Source organism: Curtobacterium sp. MCSS17_007, from assembly GCF_003234175.2.
In the GTDB taxonomy this organism is placed as follows: Bacteria; Actinomycetota; Actinomycetes; order Actinomycetales; family Microbacteriaceae; genus Curtobacterium.
In genome coordinates this window covers 73,966-88,904 of the sequence record NZ_CP126257.1, presented here as the reverse complement: position 1 = coordinate 88,904, position 14,939 = coordinate 73,966, and the positions used below count along the sequence as shown (strand labels likewise).

The 14,939-nt window shown below is 73.4% G+C and carries 18 protein-coding genes; 5 read left to right on the top strand and 13 right to left on the bottom strand.

The window, feature by feature from the left end; genetic code table 11:
- The first annotated feature begins 12 nt into the window (after window positions 1-12).
- A complete protein-coding gene (locus DEJ22_RS00440; protein WP_111228066.1) occupies window positions 13-798 on the top strand; it encodes an ABC transporter ATP-binding protein in 786 nt (261 codons plus the stop codon).
- Window positions 799-925: 127 nt separating this feature from the next.
- Here DEJ22_RS00440 and hemL read toward each other — a convergent pair whose 3' ends face one another.
- The 11 genes from hemL to hemE all read right to left on the bottom strand — a co-directional run bounded on the left by hemL (window position 926) and on the right by hemE (window position 10,876).
- Window positions 926-2,287, bottom strand: coding sequence for a glutamate-1-semialdehyde 2,1-aminomutase (hemL, locus tag DEJ22_RS00435; protein ID WP_111228067.1), 1,362 nt, complete (start codon window positions 2,285-2,287; stop codon window positions 926-928).
- Window positions 2,284-3,339 (bottom strand): porphobilinogen synthase, encoded by a 1,056-nt coding sequence (hemB, locus tag DEJ22_RS00430; protein ID WP_258379710.1) that lies wholly within the window; start codon window positions 3,337-3,339, stop codon window positions 2,284-2,286. Before hemB ends, hemL begins: the two co-directional genes overlap by 4 nt.
- Window positions 3,336-4,058, bottom strand: coding sequence for a uroporphyrinogen-III synthase (locus DEJ22_RS00425; protein WP_111228068.1), 723 nt, complete (start codon window positions 4,056-4,058; stop codon window positions 3,336-3,338). Before DEJ22_RS00425 ends, hemB begins: the two co-directional genes overlap by 4 nt.
- Before the next feature lie 120 nt (window positions 4,059-4,178).
- Window positions 4,179-5,300 carry a hydroxymethylbilane synthase gene (hemC, locus tag DEJ22_RS00420; RefSeq protein ID WP_258379711.1) on the bottom strand — a complete coding sequence of 374 codons (1,122 nt, stop codon included), beginning with the start codon at window positions 5,298-5,300 and terminating at the stop codon, window positions 4,179-4,181.
- Window positions 5,297-6,529, bottom strand: coding sequence for a ferrochelatase (locus tag DEJ22_RS00415; RefSeq protein ID WP_111228069.1), 1,233 nt, complete (start codon window positions 6,527-6,529; stop codon window positions 5,297-5,299). Before DEJ22_RS00415 ends, hemC begins: the two co-directional genes overlap by 4 nt.
- Window positions 6,526-7,299: a hydrogen peroxide-dependent heme synthase gene (gene hemQ, locus DEJ22_RS00410; protein WP_258379712.1), complete on the bottom strand. Its 774-nt coding sequence runs from the start codon at window positions 7,297-7,299 to the stop codon at window positions 6,526-6,528. Before hemQ ends, DEJ22_RS00415 begins: the two co-directional genes overlap by 4 nt.
- A gap of 72 nt (window positions 7,300-7,371) precedes the next feature.
- Window positions 7,372-7,602, bottom strand: a complete 231-nt coding sequence (locus DEJ22_RS00405) for a hypothetical protein (protein ID WP_111228070.1) — start codon at window positions 7,600-7,602, stop codon at window positions 7,372-7,374.
- Window positions 7,603-7,636: 34 nt separating this feature from the next.
- On the bottom strand, window positions 7,637-8,071 hold the full coding sequence (locus DEJ22_RS00400) for a phage holin family protein (RefSeq protein WP_111228071.1): 435 nt from the start codon (window positions 8,069-8,071) through the stop codon (window positions 7,637-7,639).
- Window positions 8,068-8,322, bottom strand: a complete 255-nt coding sequence (locus tag DEJ22_RS00395; protein WP_066651317.1) for a hypothetical protein — start codon at window positions 8,320-8,322, stop codon at window positions 8,068-8,070. Before DEJ22_RS00395 ends, DEJ22_RS00400 begins: the two co-directional genes overlap by 4 nt.
- 98 nt (window positions 8,323-8,420) lie before the next feature.
- Window positions 8,421-9,749: a protoporphyrinogen/coproporphyrinogen oxidase gene (locus DEJ22_RS00390; RefSeq protein ID WP_111228072.1), complete on the bottom strand. Its 1,329-nt coding sequence runs from the start codon at window positions 9,747-9,749 to the stop codon at window positions 8,421-8,423.
- Window positions 9,746-10,876 (bottom strand): uroporphyrinogen decarboxylase, encoded by a 1,131-nt coding sequence (hemE, locus tag DEJ22_RS00385; protein WP_258379713.1) that lies wholly within the window; start codon window positions 10,874-10,876, stop codon window positions 9,746-9,748. The genes DEJ22_RS00390 and hemE overlap by 4 nt, the downstream gene beginning before the upstream one ends.
- A 118-nt stretch (window positions 10,877-10,994) precedes the next feature.
- Here hemE and DEJ22_RS00380 point away from each other — a divergent pair, with 118 nt between their 5' ends.
- Entirely contained in the window at window positions 10,995-12,314 is a 1,320-nt protein-coding gene (locus DEJ22_RS00380; protein WP_111228180.1) for a glutamyl-tRNA reductase, read from the top strand.
- 65 nt (window positions 12,315-12,379) lie between these two features.
- Window positions 12,380-12,811 (top strand): NUDIX hydrolase, encoded by a 432-nt coding sequence (locus tag DEJ22_RS00375; protein ID WP_258379714.1) that lies wholly within the window; start codon window positions 12,380-12,382, stop codon window positions 12,809-12,811.
- A 43-nt stretch (window positions 12,812-12,854) separates the two neighbouring features.
- Here DEJ22_RS00375 and DEJ22_RS00370 read toward each other — a convergent pair whose 3' ends face one another.
- Window positions 12,855-13,133: a hypothetical protein gene (locus DEJ22_RS00370; RefSeq protein ID WP_111228074.1), complete on the bottom strand. Its 279-nt coding sequence runs from the start codon at window positions 13,131-13,133 to the stop codon at window positions 12,855-12,857.
- A gap of 104 nt (window positions 13,134-13,237) precedes the next feature.
- Here DEJ22_RS00370 and DEJ22_RS00365 point away from each other — a divergent pair, with 104 nt between their 5' ends.
- Window positions 13,238-13,903, top strand: a complete 666-nt coding sequence (locus tag DEJ22_RS00365) for a DUF4232 domain-containing protein (RefSeq protein WP_111228075.1) — start codon at window positions 13,238-13,240, stop codon at window positions 13,901-13,903.
- Window positions 13,904-13,994: 91 nt separating this feature from the next.
- Here DEJ22_RS00365 and DEJ22_RS00360 read toward each other — a convergent pair whose 3' ends face one another.
- Entirely contained in the window at window positions 13,995-14,288 is a 294-nt protein-coding gene (locus DEJ22_RS00360; protein WP_146241799.1) for a hypothetical protein, read from the bottom strand.
- A gap of 150 nt (window positions 14,289-14,438) precedes the next feature.
- Here DEJ22_RS00360 and DEJ22_RS00355 point away from each other — a divergent pair, with 150 nt between their 5' ends.
- Window positions 14,439-14,933, top strand: a complete 495-nt coding sequence (locus DEJ22_RS00355; RefSeq protein WP_181430962.1) for a MarR family winged helix-turn-helix transcriptional regulator — start codon at window positions 14,439-14,441, stop codon at window positions 14,931-14,933.
- Window positions 14,934-14,939: the final 6 nt, after the last annotated feature.

Genomic DNA, 14,939 nt, shown 5'->3' with positions numbered 1-14,939 from the left:
CAGACTGGTCGGGTGACCGACGTCCTGCTCCGCGCCGAAGCCCTCCGTGTGACCCGCTCCGGGCGGGACCTGCTGCACGACGTGTCGCTGACCGTCCGCAGCGGCGAGCACTGGGCGCTGCTCGGGCCGAACGGCGCCGGCAAGTCGACGCTGCTCGCCGTCCTCGGCGCGAACGGGCACCCGACCGCGGGCACCGTCGAGCTGCTCGGTCGACGACTCGGGCGCGTGGACGTCCGCGAGCTCCGTCAGCACATCGGGCACGTCGACCCGCGGCACCGGATGCTCTCACCCTTGACGGTGCTCGAGACGGTGCTGACCGGGCTCACCGGCACCACGGACCTCATGCTGCGGTGGGAGCCGACACCCGAGCAGCTCGAGACCGCGCGCCGGCACGTCGCCGACGTCGGGCTCGCCGACCGTTCCGACGCCCGCTGGCCGGTGCTGTCCCAGGGCGAACGGGGACGGACGCTCATCGCCCGGGCGCTCATGAGCGAGCCGCGCCTGCTGCTCCTCGACGAACCCGCGACCGGGCTCGACGTCGCGGCTCGGGAACACCTGCTCGAGACCGTCGACGCCCTGCGCCAGCGCCACCCGGACCTCGGCAGCGTGATGGTGACGCACCACCTCGAGGACCTGCCCGCGTCGACCTCGCACGCGATGCTGCTGCGGGACGGCGCCGTGGTGGCGCAGGGCCCGGCGGACCGGGTGATCACGTCCGAGGCGGTGTCGCACGCCTTCGCCTTCCCGCTCGCCATCGAGCGGACCGGAGGGCGCTGGCACGCGCGCCGCGCGGCGTAGCTGCCACGAGCCTCCCGCCCGACGGAGGCCCGCGGAACGCAACGTCGGCGGTCCCTCGCAGCGATGTGCCGCTGCGAGGAACCGCCGACGTTGCGTCTTGCGGAGGCGCGGAGGCGCGGAGGCGGACCTACTCCGTCGCGGCAGCCGCCGCGCGAGCAGCCGCGGGCAGCGCCTCGAGCACGCGGCCGACGGCCTCGTCGTCGTGCGCCGCCGTGACGAACCACGCCTCGAACACGCTCGGCGGCAGGGTGACGCCCTGGTCGAGCATGCTGTGGAAGAACGGCGCGTACCGGAACACGTCCTGCGCTCGGACGTCGTCGTAGTTCCGCGGGGCGGACTCGGTGAAGGCGAACGAGAACAGGTTGCCGGCGTGCTGCACGGTGTGCGCGACGCCCTCGGCCGACAGCGCGGCACTCGTGGCGTCCGCGATCGTCGCCGCCGTACGGTCGAGGTGCGCGTACACGTCCGGCGTCGCCGCTCGGAGCGTCGCAGTGCCGGCGGCGACCGCGAGCGGGTTCCCGGACAGCGTGCCCGCCTGGTAGACCGGGCCGAGCGGGGCGAGGAAGTCCATGACCTCGCGCCGACCGCCGAGCGCGGCGAGGGGCATGCCTCCGCCGATGACCTTGCCGAACGTGATGATGTCGGGCTTCCAGCCGGTGCCCTCCGGCACGGCACCGGACGCCTCGAGCCCCCACCAACCGGCCGGGCCGACGCGGAAACCGGTCAGGACCTCGTCGACGATGAGCAGCGCGCCCTGCGCCCGCGTGATCTCCGCGAGCGCCCGGTTGAACCCGGGCTCCGGCGCGAGCACGCCCATGTTCGCGGCGGCGGACTCGACGATCACGGCGGCGATGCGCTCGGAGTGCTCGTCGAACGCGGCGCGGACGGCGTCGAGGTCGTTGTACGGCAGCACCAGGGTCTGCGCAGCGGTCTCGGCGGTGATGCCCGCGCTGCCCGGCAGTGCCAGGGTCGCGACGCCCGAGCCGGCCTCGGCCAGCAGCGAGTCGGAGTGACCGTGGTAGTGTCCGGCGAACTTCACGAGGAGGTCGCGCCCCGTGTAGCCGCGGGCCAGGCGGATGGCGGTCATCGTGGCCTCGGTGCCGGTGGACACCATGCGGAGCTTCTCGATCGGACCGTCGCCGTCGACCTGCACGCGCTGCTTCACGAGCTCGGCGAGCTCGGTCTCGCCCGGGGTGGACGCCCCGAACGACAGGCCACGGGCGGCTGCCTGCTGCACGGCCTCGACGGTGCCCGGGTGCGCGTGCCCGAGGATCGCGGGACCCCACGACGCGACGAGGTCGACGTACTGACGACCCTCGGCGTCGGTGACGTAGGGCCCGGAGGCGGACGTCAGGAAGCGCGGGGTGCCGCCGACCGACCCGTAGGCCCGCACGGGCGAGTTCACGCCGCCGGGGATGCTGTCCTTCGCGCGGCCGAAGAGCTCGTCGTTGGAGACCAGGGCGGTACCGGTGGTGTGTGCGGTGGTCATTCGGGGGCCTTCCCGGTCGAGGCGACGCCGGACACCGCCGCGGTGCTGCCGGACGTGCGCAGGCCGGCCTCCTGGTTGAGCTTGCGGGCGATGTCGACCGCGAAGTACGTCAGGATCGCGTCCGCACCGGCACGCTTGATGCCGACGAGGGCCTCCATCGCGGCGGCGTCACGGTCGATCCACCCGTTCTGCGCCGCTGCCGTGATCATCGCGTACTCGCCGGAGATCTGGTACGCCCACACGGGCACCTCGGAGACGTCGGCGGTGCGGGCGAGCACGTCGAGGTAGCTCATCGCGGGCTTCACCATGACGATGTCGGCGCCCTCCTCGATGTCGAGCAGGACCTCGCGCAGGCCCTGGCGGCCGTCGGCGGCGTCGATCTGGTACGTCCGGCGGTCGCCGACGAGCGTCGAGGCCACGGCCTCGCGGAAGGGCCCGTAGAACGCGGACGCGTACTTGGCCGAGTACGCGAGCAGTGCGGTACCGCTGTGCCCGGCGGTGTCGAGCGCTTCCCGGGCGGCGGCGATCTGGCCGTCCATCATGCCGCTCATGCAGACGAGCTCGGCGCCCGCCTCGGCCTGGGCCACCGCCATGTCGCGGTAGCGCAGGAGGGTGGCGTCGTTGTCGACCGACCCGTCCGCCGCCAGCACACCGCAGTGGCCGTGGTCGGTGAACTCGTCGAGGCACAGGTCGGACTGCACGACGAGCGCGTCACCGACCTCCTCCTTCGCGATGCGGATCGCGACGTTGAGGATGCCGTCCGGGTCGGTCGCACCGGAGCCCTCGGGGTCCTTCGACGTCGGGACGCCGAACAGGTTGACCCCGCCCACGCCCTGCGCCGCGGCCTCGTTCAGCGCCCGGCGGAACGAGTCGAGCGAGTGCTGCTGCACGCCCGGCATGCTCGAGATGTCGACGGCGTCGGTCGCACCCTCGCGGATGAACATCGGCAGCACGAGCTCGGCGGGGTGGAGCCGGGTCTCGGCGACGAGTCGTCGCATGGCGGGGGTGGCGCGCAGGCGCCGGGGGCGGACCTGGGGGAAGCGTCCGGTCACGATGACCTTCCTGTTCTGGGGTTCGGGTGGAGGGTCTCGACGACGGCGTCGAGGAGGGCTTCGGCGGACCGACCGCGGGCGACGACGTGCACGGGCAGGCCCGCAGCACGGGCGGCGTCGGCGGTGGCGGGTCCGATGCACGCGACGTGCGTGCGCGGATCGAGTGGGGTCATCCGTCGGACGACCTGCTGGGCGACGCTCCCGCTCGTCACGAGCACGGCGTCCGGTGGGGGGTCGAGGACGATCGGATCGTCCCCCGTCCCCACGGTACGGTACGCCACCACCTCCGACACGGCGATGCCGCGGGCGCGCAACCCGTCGACGAGCGTGGGGGCGGCGATCTCCGACCGCGGGAACAGGACGTGCCCGGCGTCCGACGGCAGGGCCGAGGCGAGCCCGGCGGCGGACTCGTGCTCGGGGACGAGGTCGACGGCCCAGCCCGCTTCGCGCGCCGCGCGCGCGGTCGGCTCGCCGACGCAGGCCACGCGGACACCGGCCGGGAGGCGCGACACGCGTCCCGCGACCACGCGCACCGCGGTCGCACTGGTCACCGCGAGCCAGGGGGCGCCGGGTCCGGCCCCGTCGGGACGGGTGCGACCCGGCGGTGGTGCGTCGGGCCTCCGGGCGGACGCGTCGGCGACGAGGCGGGCGAGCGCCGCATCGAGCGCCGCGGGGTCCTCCGGAGGTGCATCCGTGATGAGCGGGACCACGACGGGCACGAGCCCGCGCGCACGGGCGGCGTCCGCGACCGTGTCGCCCCACGCACCGCCGCGCGGGACGAGGACGACCGTGGGCCGTTCCTCGTCCCGTCCGCGAGCGGTGTCGTCCGTGGTGACCGCCTAGTCCTCGCTGCTCGACGGCACGGCCGCCGACTGCGGGGTGGTGGTCGAGCCGTCGTCCGCCGGTTGGGCGGCGGCGGGGGTGGCGAGACCGGGTCCGGCGGAGTGGTCGCCGTCGGCGGGAGCACCGGACACCGAGGACGCCAGGTCCGCGAGCTCGGCGGCACCGTTCTCGAGCAGTTCGGCGGCGACGCGTCCGGCGACCTCGAGTGCTTCGTCGAGGCGGTCCTGGGCGGAGCCGTCGAGGTGCGCCGCGTGCGAGGCCGTGCGGTACTCGGAGCCGTCCGGGCGGTAGACCGTCGCGGACACGAGCAGCAGCTCGGCGTCGACGACCGCGGTCGCACCGATCGGTGCGGAGCAGCCGGCCTCGAGCTTCGCGAGGACCTCGCGCTCGGCCGTCACCGTCAGGCGCGTCGGCGCGTGGTCGAGCTTGCGGAGCGCGGCGAGCAGGTTCTTGTCCGACTCATCGGCGCGGATCTCGACCGCGAGCGCTCCCTGGCCGGGGGCGCTCGGCCAGAAGCCGAGGTCGAGCAGCTCGGTCGCCGCGTCCAGCCGGTCGATGCGGCCGAGGCCGGCGGCGGCCAGCACCACGGCGTCGAGGTCGTCGTCCACGCGGCCGAGCCGGGTGTCGATGTTGCCGCGGATGTCGACGACGTCGAGGTCGGGACGCTTCGCCTTGAGCTGCGCGACGCGGCGCGGCGAGCCCGTGCCGACCTTCGCGCCCTCGGGCAGGGTGTCCACCGTCGCGCCGTTCCGCGCGACCAGGACGTCACGGGCGTCGGCGCGCTTCGGCACCGACGCGATCGTGAGCCCCTCGTACGGAGCCGTCGGCAGGTCCTTGAGCGAGTGCACGAGCACGTCGACCTCGCCCGCGACCAGGGCCTCACGCAGGGCACTCGCGAAGACGCCGGTGCCGCCGAGGCTCGCGAGCGACGCACGGTTCGTGTCGCCCTCGCTCGTCACCGTGACGAGCTCGACGGGGCGGCCCGCTGCCTTGGCCAGGCGGTCGGCGACGTCCTGCGACTGCGCGACCGCGAGCCGGCTGGCACGGGTGCCGAGCCGGATCGGGGCCGGGCCGTCGGACGGCGCGCCGTCGGCCGTGGCGCTGTGGTCGTCCGTCACGGAGCGACCCCCGCCGCGGCGGGCTTGAACCCGGCGCGCACGTTCTCGCAGCAGCCCGGGCGGCACACGTCGTACCAGGGGCCGATGTCGGTCAGGTGCGGACGCTCGGTCTTCGGGGTGCCGTTGACGCGCTCGAGCACCAGGTCGATCAACCCGGACACGTACGCCGGGTCGACGCCGGGCGTCTGCGTGCGGAGCGACCAGAAGCCGAGCTCACCCGCGGTCTCCGTGGCCTCTTCGTCGAGGTCCCACATGACCTCCATGTGGTCGCTCACGAAGCCGAGCGGGACGATGAGCACGGCGCGGGTCGGACCGCCCTCGAGCTCCTCGTTCATGTAGTCGTTGATGTCCGGCTCGAGCCACGGCTGCGACGGGGGGCCCGACCGCGACTGGTAGACGAGCTTCCACTCGGGCTTCGACGTGCCCTGCAGGTGCGCGAACTCCGGCTGCTCGAGCAACTCGTTCCAGGCCTGCTCGAGGACGACCTCGCCGACGGCCAGGTGCTGCGCCTCGTACGCGCCGTGCTCGTCGAACCCGCGGTAGTCCGGGCCGGACTTCGCCGCGTCGGTGGACGGGATCGAGTGCGTCGAGAACAGGATGCGCAGCTCGGTCGCCACGTCGAGGCCCTCGTTCTCACGGATCGCGCGGGCAATGCCGTCGCGGACGCCGTCGACGAACGGGCGCACGAAGCCCGGGTGGTCGAAGAACTGGCGGATCTTGTCGACCTGGATCGTGTCGATCAGGCCGGTCTCGGTGAGCACCCGCGCGTAGTCCTCGCGGTACTGCCGGCAGCTCGAGAAGGACGAGTACGCGCTCGTCGCGATGGCGATGAGCTTGGTGTAGCCCTTGTCGGCGGCCTCGGTGAAGGCTTCTTCGAGGTAGGGCGCCCAGTTGCGGTTGCCCCAGAGCACGGGCATGTCGATGCCGCGCTCCGCGAGCTCCGCCTCGAGCGCTGCCTTGAGCGCGCGGTTCTGCGCGTTGATCGGGCTCACGCCGCCGAAGTGGCGGTAGTGGTGGGCCACTTCTTCCAGGCGCTCGTCCGGGATCCCGCGCCCGCGGGTGACGTTGCGGAGGAAGGGGATGACGTCGTCCTGGCCCTCGGGGCCGCCGAAGCCGGCGAGCAGGATGGCGTCGTACGCGGTCGGGACCTCGACGTGCTCGGGACCGTCGGCCGCGGCAGCCGTCGCGGCGAGGACCTTCCCGTTGGTGATCTGGCTGGTGTCGGTCACGACAGCACCTCCGGCAGTTCGGCGGTCGTCACCCGACGACCGGTGAAGAAGGGGACCTCCTCGCGCACGTGCAGGCGCGCCTCGGTGTAGCGCAGGTCGCGCATGAGGTCGACGAGGTCGACGAGCTCGGGGCTCTCGAGCGGCAGGATCCACTCGTAGTCACTGAGGGCGAAGGTCGCGATCGTGTTCGTCAGCACGCGGCGGTACTTCGCGCCGGCGATGCCGTGGTCGCGGAGCATCTTCGAGCGCTCCTCCTCGGGCAGGAGGTACCACTCGAAGGACCGGACGAACGGGTACACCGTGATCCAGGCCTCCGGGTCCTTGCCGCGGAGGAACGCCGGGGTGTGCCGCTTGTTGAACTCTGCCTCGCGGTGCATGGCCATCGCGTGCCAGACCGGCTCGGCGTCCTGGAACAGCGCCGTGCGGCGGACGTCGCGGAGCACCGCCTGGATCGCCTGCGCGTCGTCGCCGTGCAGCCAGATCATGACGTCCGCATCGGCCCGGAAGCCGGAGACGTCGTAGAACCCGCGGATCGTCACGCCCTGCTCGGCGGCGCGGGCGACGGCCGCGTCGAGCTCGGCGACGGCGTCGTCACCGACGCGGTGGATCGGCCCGAGCGGCCGACGGAACACCGCCCACAGCGCGTACGCGGTGAGGAGGTTCGGGTCGATCCCGCTCGACGGGTCGGTCTCGTGCGCCGGGTTGCCGCTGTGCACGGCGGCGTTCTCGGGGACGTTCTCGTGCGTGGCTGCGTGCACGTCGGAGCTCATGGTTCCTCGTCTTGTCGGTTGCCTGGGTCGTGGCTGCGCGCCGCGGCCGGAGGACCACCGATCAGAGGCGGTCTACCGCCGTCGGAGCACCACCACGACGATACTCCCGACCACCGCCACGCCGGCTGCGAGGCCGGCCAGGTAGGGCACCGGCTTCTCGTCGATCCCCTGCTTGACCTTCGACGCCGCGATGCCGAGCTGCTTCGGCAGGTTGAGCTTGTCCTCGATCGCGTCGAGCGTCTCGAACAGCTGCGTGCGGGTCGCCGCGACGCGGTTCGCCAGGTCGTCGTGCTGGTCGGTCACAGGGGTCCTCCGGTCGGGGTGTCGGTCCCGCCGCTCAGGAGCGGGGGACCCGGTCGTGCTGGCCGGGCTTGTTGCCCAGGCCCTTCACGGCGTTGATGTCGTCCTTGACGCTGTCGATCGTGCGCTTCGGCGTCAGGGGCAGGCCCTTCTTGAAGCGCTTCCAGCCGACGAACCCGAGGATGCCGGCGACGATCAGCATGACGACGGCGAGCAGCAGCGCGGCGAGCCACGCCGGCATCACGGTCGCGAGGCCCATGACGGCCGCCGTGAGCAGCACGCCGATCGCGTACAGCACGATGACGAGGGCGCCGATGAGGAGCCCGGCGGCGAGGCCGAAGACCTTCGCCTTGGCGATCATCTCGGCCTTCAGCAGGTCGATCTCGCCCTTGACGAGGCTCTTGACCAGCTTCGGGATGTCCCCGACCAGACCGAACAGCGATCGCGACTTGCGGTCGCGGGTGTCGGTCATGAGGTGGTCGAGTCCTTCTTCTGGCTGACCTTGCGGACGACCTTCTTGGTCTGCTCACCGACGAACTCGGCGACGTCCGGGCCCTTGTCCTGGATGAACTCCTCGGCCTGGTGCACGCCCTTCTGCACGTTGCCGTTGTTCCAGATCTTGCCGCTGACGGTCTTGATCTGCTCGTACCGCGCCCGTCCGGCTCGCGATCCCAGGACGTACCCGAGAGCGGCGCCGGCGACGAACAGGAGCTTGCCTCGCATGTGCGATCCTCCGTTGTTGAGGGTGTGCGGTGGTCATGCGCCGAACGGAATACGTCCGGCGTTCGTCCACAGTAGCCCTCGGGCGCTCCCGGGTCCGCTCAGGAATCCAGAACGCGTCCAGCGGACGCCCGGGCGGCGGCGACGATGCCCGCCAGCCCGCGCCCCGTCGAGGCCTCGCCGATGCCCACGACGCCCTCCGCCAGGCCGGCGGCCGTCAGGTCCGGGCCGTACCAGCGCACGCGCGCCGCGCCCCGCACGCGGTCGGCGGTGACCGGGACGCCGAGCAGTGCGGTGGCATCGGCGGTCGCGCGGGTCCCGATGGCGTCGTCCGGCTCGACCGGGAGGCTCGTCCCCGTCTCCGCGACGCCGCTGCCGTCGACCTCGGGTCGCGTCGCGTAGCTGAGCCGCAGGACGTGCCGCCCCGCTGCCGCCTCGGCGAGCCACGGCCACTTCACGGTCGCGTGCGTGAGCGCCTTCGCCCGGACGCCGTCGGCCTCCGGGTGCACGAGCATCCCGGTGCCGCGCGGCCCGGTGTCGAGCTCCGGCTGGTCGACGACGAGCGTCACGAGCTCGATCCCGGTGCGGTCCGGCGCCGCGGTGCGTGCTGGGTCGGCCGTGGAGGCGAGCACGTGCTGCGCGGACAGGCGCTCCCGCGTGCCGTCGGCGGTGACGGTCTCGACGGCGAAGCGCTCGACCGCCGTGGCGCGGGTGCCCAGCCGCACGTCGACGCGGTAGGTCTCGAGGTCGGCCACGAGCTCGTCGACGAGCCGGACGATCCCACCCCGGATCCCCTGCACCGCCGAACCCGCGGCGGAACGGGCACGCAGGGCGAGCACGGCGCGGGCGAGGGACCCCTCGCGCTGCAGGGCCGCGCGGAGACCCGGGGCCACGCGGTCCGGATCGAGCTGGTCCGGGTGCGTGGAGTACACCCCGCCCGCGACCGGCACGACCAGGTCGTCGAGCACGCGCTCCCCCATGCGCTTCCGCACGAGCGCACCGAGCGACTGCGCACGGGCACCGACGGGCGACGGCAGCAGCGAGTCCATCTGCGCACGGAGTCCGCCGCCCTGGCCGATCACGGCGAGGACGTCCGCCGCCATCGGGCTGCCGGGGATCCCGAGGAAGCCGGTCTGCGGGATCGGGGCCGTCCTGCCGTCGCGGGTCATCAGCCACGCCCCACGGGGATCCGGCGACACGATGTCGTTCCCGAGGCCGAGTTCGATCGCGAGCCGCTCGACGGCGTCGTTCCGGGTCGCGAAGGACTCGGCCCCCATGTCGAGGTCGAGCCCGTCGACGGTGTGGCGGCGGAGCATGCCACCCAGGCGGTCCCCCGCTTCGACGAGCACGACGTGCGCACCGGCCTTCGCCAGGTCACGCGCGGCGACCAGGCCGGCGACCCCGCCGCCGACCACGACGACGTCGGTCACGCCGCGACTCCCGTCCCGTCGCCCCGGCCGTCGCCCAGCCCGTGGATCAGCTCGACCACACGGGTGAGCACGGTCGGGTCGGTCTCCGGCGGGACACCGTGCCCGAGGTTGACCACGTGCGCCCGGGCCGCGCCGCCCCGGCGGACGACGTCGCGCACGTGGGCCTCGAGCACCTCCCACGGGGCGGCCAGCATCGCCGGGTCGATGTTGCCCTGCACGGTCACGCCGGTGCCGACGCGGCGCACGGCCTCGTCGAGCGGGACGCGCCAGTCGACGCCGACGGCGTCGACCGCGACGGTGTCCGTCGGGTCGCCGAGCGTCGTCATCTCGTGCAGGACCTCGCCGCTGCCGACGCCGAAGTGGGTGCGCGGGACCCCGAGGTCGGCCACGTGCGACAGCGCCGTCGCGGAGTGCGGCGCGACCGAGGCGACGTAGTCCGCGCGGGACAGCGAGCCGACCCACGAGTCGAAGAGCTGCGCGGCCGAGGCGCCGGCCGTCACCTGCGCACGGAGGAACGCGCCGGAGACGCCGGCCGCCCAGTCGAGCAGGCGCGCCCAGGTCTCCGGGTCGCTGTGCATCAGCGTACGGGCACGGATGTGGTCCTTGGAGGGCCCGCCCTCGACCAGGTAGGCGGCGAGCGTGAACGGCGCCCCCGCGAAGCCGATGAGCGGGGTGTCGCCGAGCTCGGCGACGGTGCGCTGCACGGCCTCGGTGATCGGCGCGAGGGCGTCCGGGTCGAGCGGAGCGAGCGCGTCGACGTCGGCCGCCGTGCGGATGGGCGACCCGAGCACCGGACCGCGGCCGGGGACGATCTCGACGTCCACGCCCGCGAGCTTGATCGGGACGACGATGTCGCTGAAGAAGATGCCCGCGTCGACCCCGTGCCGACGGACCGGCTGCAGCGTGATCTCGGACGCCATCGCCGGGTCGAGGCACGCGTCGAGCATCGCGGTGCCGACCCGCAGCTCGCGGTACTCCGGCAGCGACCGGCCGGCCTGGCGCATGAACCACACCGGGAGCGTCTCCGGTCGGTCCCCGCGGAGCGCCCGGACCAGCGGTGACCCCGCGGTCCTGCCGGTCACGAGCGGGTGGCTGTCGGGCAGGGCGGAGGGCACGGCGGTGGTCACCCCCCGATCATCCCATCCGCGACCGGAGAGACCGGTCTGCGCGGTGTGGACCCCACAGTGTGCTGTGCACGCGGAGGGCGAACGGTCGGTGAACCGATGGCGAGTTACCATGGAACACGTGCTCATCTGTCTCACGGCGTCGCACCGCAACGCCAGCTTCGACCTCCTGGAGCGACTGAGCATCGGCGCACCGACCGCCGCGAGCCGTCTGGTGACGGACTCCGACGTGCTCGACGGAGCCGTCGTCCTCGCCACCTGCAACCGCTTCGAGGCCTACCTCGACATCGCGGGCGACGACCGCGACTCCGCCGTGTCGGCCACCGTCGACGCCGTCGCCACCGCCAGTGACCTCGTGCCCGCCGAGGTCGCCGAGTCCGTCAGCGTGCTCGGCGGCGGGGACGTCGTGCAGCACCTGTTCGCCGTGTCGAGCGGGCTCGAGTCCGTCGTCGTCGGCGAGACCGAGATCTCCGGCCAGGTCCGCCGCGCCCTCGAGGACGCCCGCGCCAACGGCACCACCACCTCGGACCTCGAGCGCCTGTTCCAGGAGGCCGCCCACACCTCCCGCGGCGTCAAGACCCGCACCCGCATCGGTGCCGCCGGTCGCTCGCTCGTCCGCCTCGGCCTCGAACTCGCGTCCTCCCGCATCACCGACTGGGCCCGGACCCGTGTCCTGCTCGTCGGCACCGGCAGCTACGCCGCGACCACCATCGCGGCCCTGCGCGACCGCGGTGCCGCGAACATCCAGGTCTTCTCGCCGTCGGGCCGCGCACCGTGGTTCGCCGCCAAGCACGACCTCGTCGCCGCGACCGACCTGCGCCAGGCGATCGGCACGAGCGACGTCGTCATCACCTGCACCTCGAGCGAGGTCCCGGTCGTCGAACCGGCGGACCTCGACGACGGGCAGCGCCGCATCGTGATCGACCTCGGGCTCCCCCGCAACGTCGACCCGGACGCGGCCGACGTCGACGGCGTCGAGCTGCTCGACCTCGAGACCATCAGCATCCACGCGCCGATCGCCGAGCTGAACGCCGAGTCCGAGGCCCGTCAGATGGTCGACGACGCCGTGTCCCGGTTCCGGGCGCAGGCGCTCGAGCAGTCGACCACGCCGGCGCTCGTGGCGTTCCGGAAGCACGTCTTCGACATCCTCGACGACGAGATCGACCGCGCGAAGCGTCGCGACGGTGACCCGGCGTCCGTCGAGCAGACCGAGCGGGCGCTCCGGCACCTGGTCGGGGTCCTGCTGCACCGCCCCTCGGTGCGCGCCCGTGAGCTCGGTCGCGCCGGTCGCGGCGAGGAGTTCGTCGGGGCGCTCGACGCCCTCTTCGGGGTCCGTCCCGAGCCCGAGGCGGAGCTGCCGTCACCGGTCGTGCCGCTCGCGGAGCGCACCGCGCCCGAGCGGGCCGCGGCGGAGCGCGCCGACGAGGCGGACGCGAGCTGAGCCGCCCCACGCCCTCGGCCGGCCCGCCGTTCCGCAGGCTCCACGGCGCCCCGGAACCGGGGCGCGTGGGCCCTCCGACCGACGCCCGGACCCTGCGCGTCAGCGCGCTGCTGCTGGTGCGTGACCGACGGGTCCTGATGGTGCGTGCCCGCGGACGTGACGTGCTCTACCTGCCCGGCGGCAAGGCCGAGCCGCACGAGACCGACGTGCAGGCGGCGATCCGCGAGGCACGCGAGGAGACCGGCCTGCACCTGACCGAGGCTGACCTCGAGCCGTTCGGCACGGTGCTCGAGGCCGCACACGGCCAGGGTGCGGGCACCATGGTCGCGATGACCCTGTTCACGGTCCGGCCGGGAGGCACGGCGGACTCCGCCTCACCCGTCGCCTCCGCAGAGGTGGACGAGGTCGAGTGGGTCACCTCGGCCGACGCCGACCGGTGCCCGCCGGCGGGCGTCGAGACGCTCCGCCGGCTGGTCGCCGCCGGTCTCGTCGACTAGCGCCCGGCGGGCATGAGGACCTGGTCAGCCACCGGAGCCCCGCTCACTCGTCCTTGTCGACGTAGTGCCCGGTCTCGCCGTCCGACGAGGGCTCGACCTCGCCCGGGATGTCCGACTCGACGTACTCACCGGGATCGGCTGCGGGAGCCCCCTCGGGCCGCGTCTCACCGGGGATCTCGCTCGAGACGAACTCACCCGCGGGCTCGTTCGAGTCGACGTGGTGCTCGCCCGGGATCTCGCTGTCGGTGAAGGCTCCGGCGCGGGGCTCGACGCCGTCCGCGCGGCCCTCGTCGCCGCGTGCCTGTTCGTGCTTGCCTGCCATCTTCCGACCTCCGTCGCTCGTGTTCCTGGCTGTGACGCGAGTGTGCCCGTGACGACTGGACGCTCCCCGAGTCCCGTGGCGCCGGCCGGGTGTTGCGTCGAGGCATGCACCGCAGCTCTCGCGCACCCATCGTCCTCGCGAGCACCGGGGTCGTGCTCGCGCTCGCGCTCTCCGGCTGCTCGTCGGGCGGGCCGGACACGGCGCCGACCGCGACCGAGACCGTGACGGCTCCCGCCGGCGGCTCGTCGTCGTCCGTAGCGTCGTCGGCGCCGGCTCCGTCGTCCTCGTCACCCTCCGGGGCGGGTGAGTCGGCGAGCGGCGGCGATGGCGGTCGTTGTGGGACCGGATCCCTCGCGGGCAGCGTCGAGTCCGGCAGCGGTGGAGCCGCCGGGAGCACGGTCGTGCACCTGGCGCTCCGCAACACCGGCTCGACGACCTGCACGCTGCAGGGCTGGCCCGGGGTCTCCTTCGTCGGCGGCGGCTCCGGCGAGCAGATCGGCGCAGCGGCCAGGCGTGACGAGGCGTCGGCGCACCCGACGGTGACGCTCGCGCCGGGTGCCGTGGCCGTCGCACCGCTGCAGATCACCCAGGCGGAGGACTACCCGGCCGCGAAGTGCGAACCCGTGGCAGCGGACGGGTTCCGCGTCTACCCGCCCGGATCGACCGAGTCACTGTTCGTGCGCGATCCGGGTGTCACCGCCTGCCGGTCGACCGATGCGGGGTTGTTGAGCGTGCAGGGGCTCGTGCCCGAGGGGCAGGCCGCGGACTGAGCCGGCCCCGGGCACGTCGGCACCCGACGTCGCGACGGGCGGTCACCCCGCAGGGTGACCGCCCGTCGCCGGTGCTCGCGCGGGCGTCCGGTCAGACGACGCGGCGGTCGTCGTCACGGTCGTCCGACTTGTGGACGCCGGCCTTCGCGATGCCGCGGCTGAGGATGTACGCCACCGTCACGAGTGCGACGTAGGACCACGCCTTGTCCGCGCCGAATCCCTGGCCGTCATCGCCGTTGTCGACGACGGCCGACGCGATCAGGATCGCGATCGACACCACGAGCCAGGCGTAGAACTCCGTGGTCTTCACGGCGGCCTTGGTCTCGGTCCAGGTGCGGCGGACGGCGGAGTCGTGCCGGGCGGGGCTTGCTGCTGTGTTCGTCATGCTGATCCTCTTCATCGTGCCCACCGACTGGTTCCGGCAGGTGCGCACCACACGGTCGTCTCACCTGGTTGACTACTTCCACGGTTAGGACGATGTACGCGGTCACGCGTGCTGCGGACCGCGTCCGACGGACATCGAAGGGAGCCCACGGTGCAGGAGAACGAAGGACGAGCTGCCCGACCGCACCTCCCGGCACGGGCCAGGACGGCTGCGGGGGCCGAGGCGATCGCGGGGCTCGAGGCGCTCGGCGAGAGCGTGCACGAGGCCGACGATGCCGCGCTCCGGAAGCTCGACCTCCGCTCGACCGACGCGCTCGCCCTGCTGCACGTGGTGCAGGCGGCCGCGGCGGACCGTCCCCTCAGCCCGACGGCACTCGCGTCGCGCCTCGGCATCACGACCGCCGCGGTGACGAAGCTCGTCGACCGCCTGAGTCGTGCCGGACGTGCCGAGCGGCGTCCGAACCCGCGCGACCGCCGGGGCATCGTCGTCATCCCCTCGGCGGACGCCGCCGCGGACCTCGAGCAGGCCTACGGGCACATCACGTCACCCCTGGTGCAGGTCGTCGACGAGCTGTCCGACGCCGAGGCGGAGGTCATCGCACGGTTCGCCAACCGGCTCGGGCTGGCGATCCGGCTCGGCCTCTGACCGTCG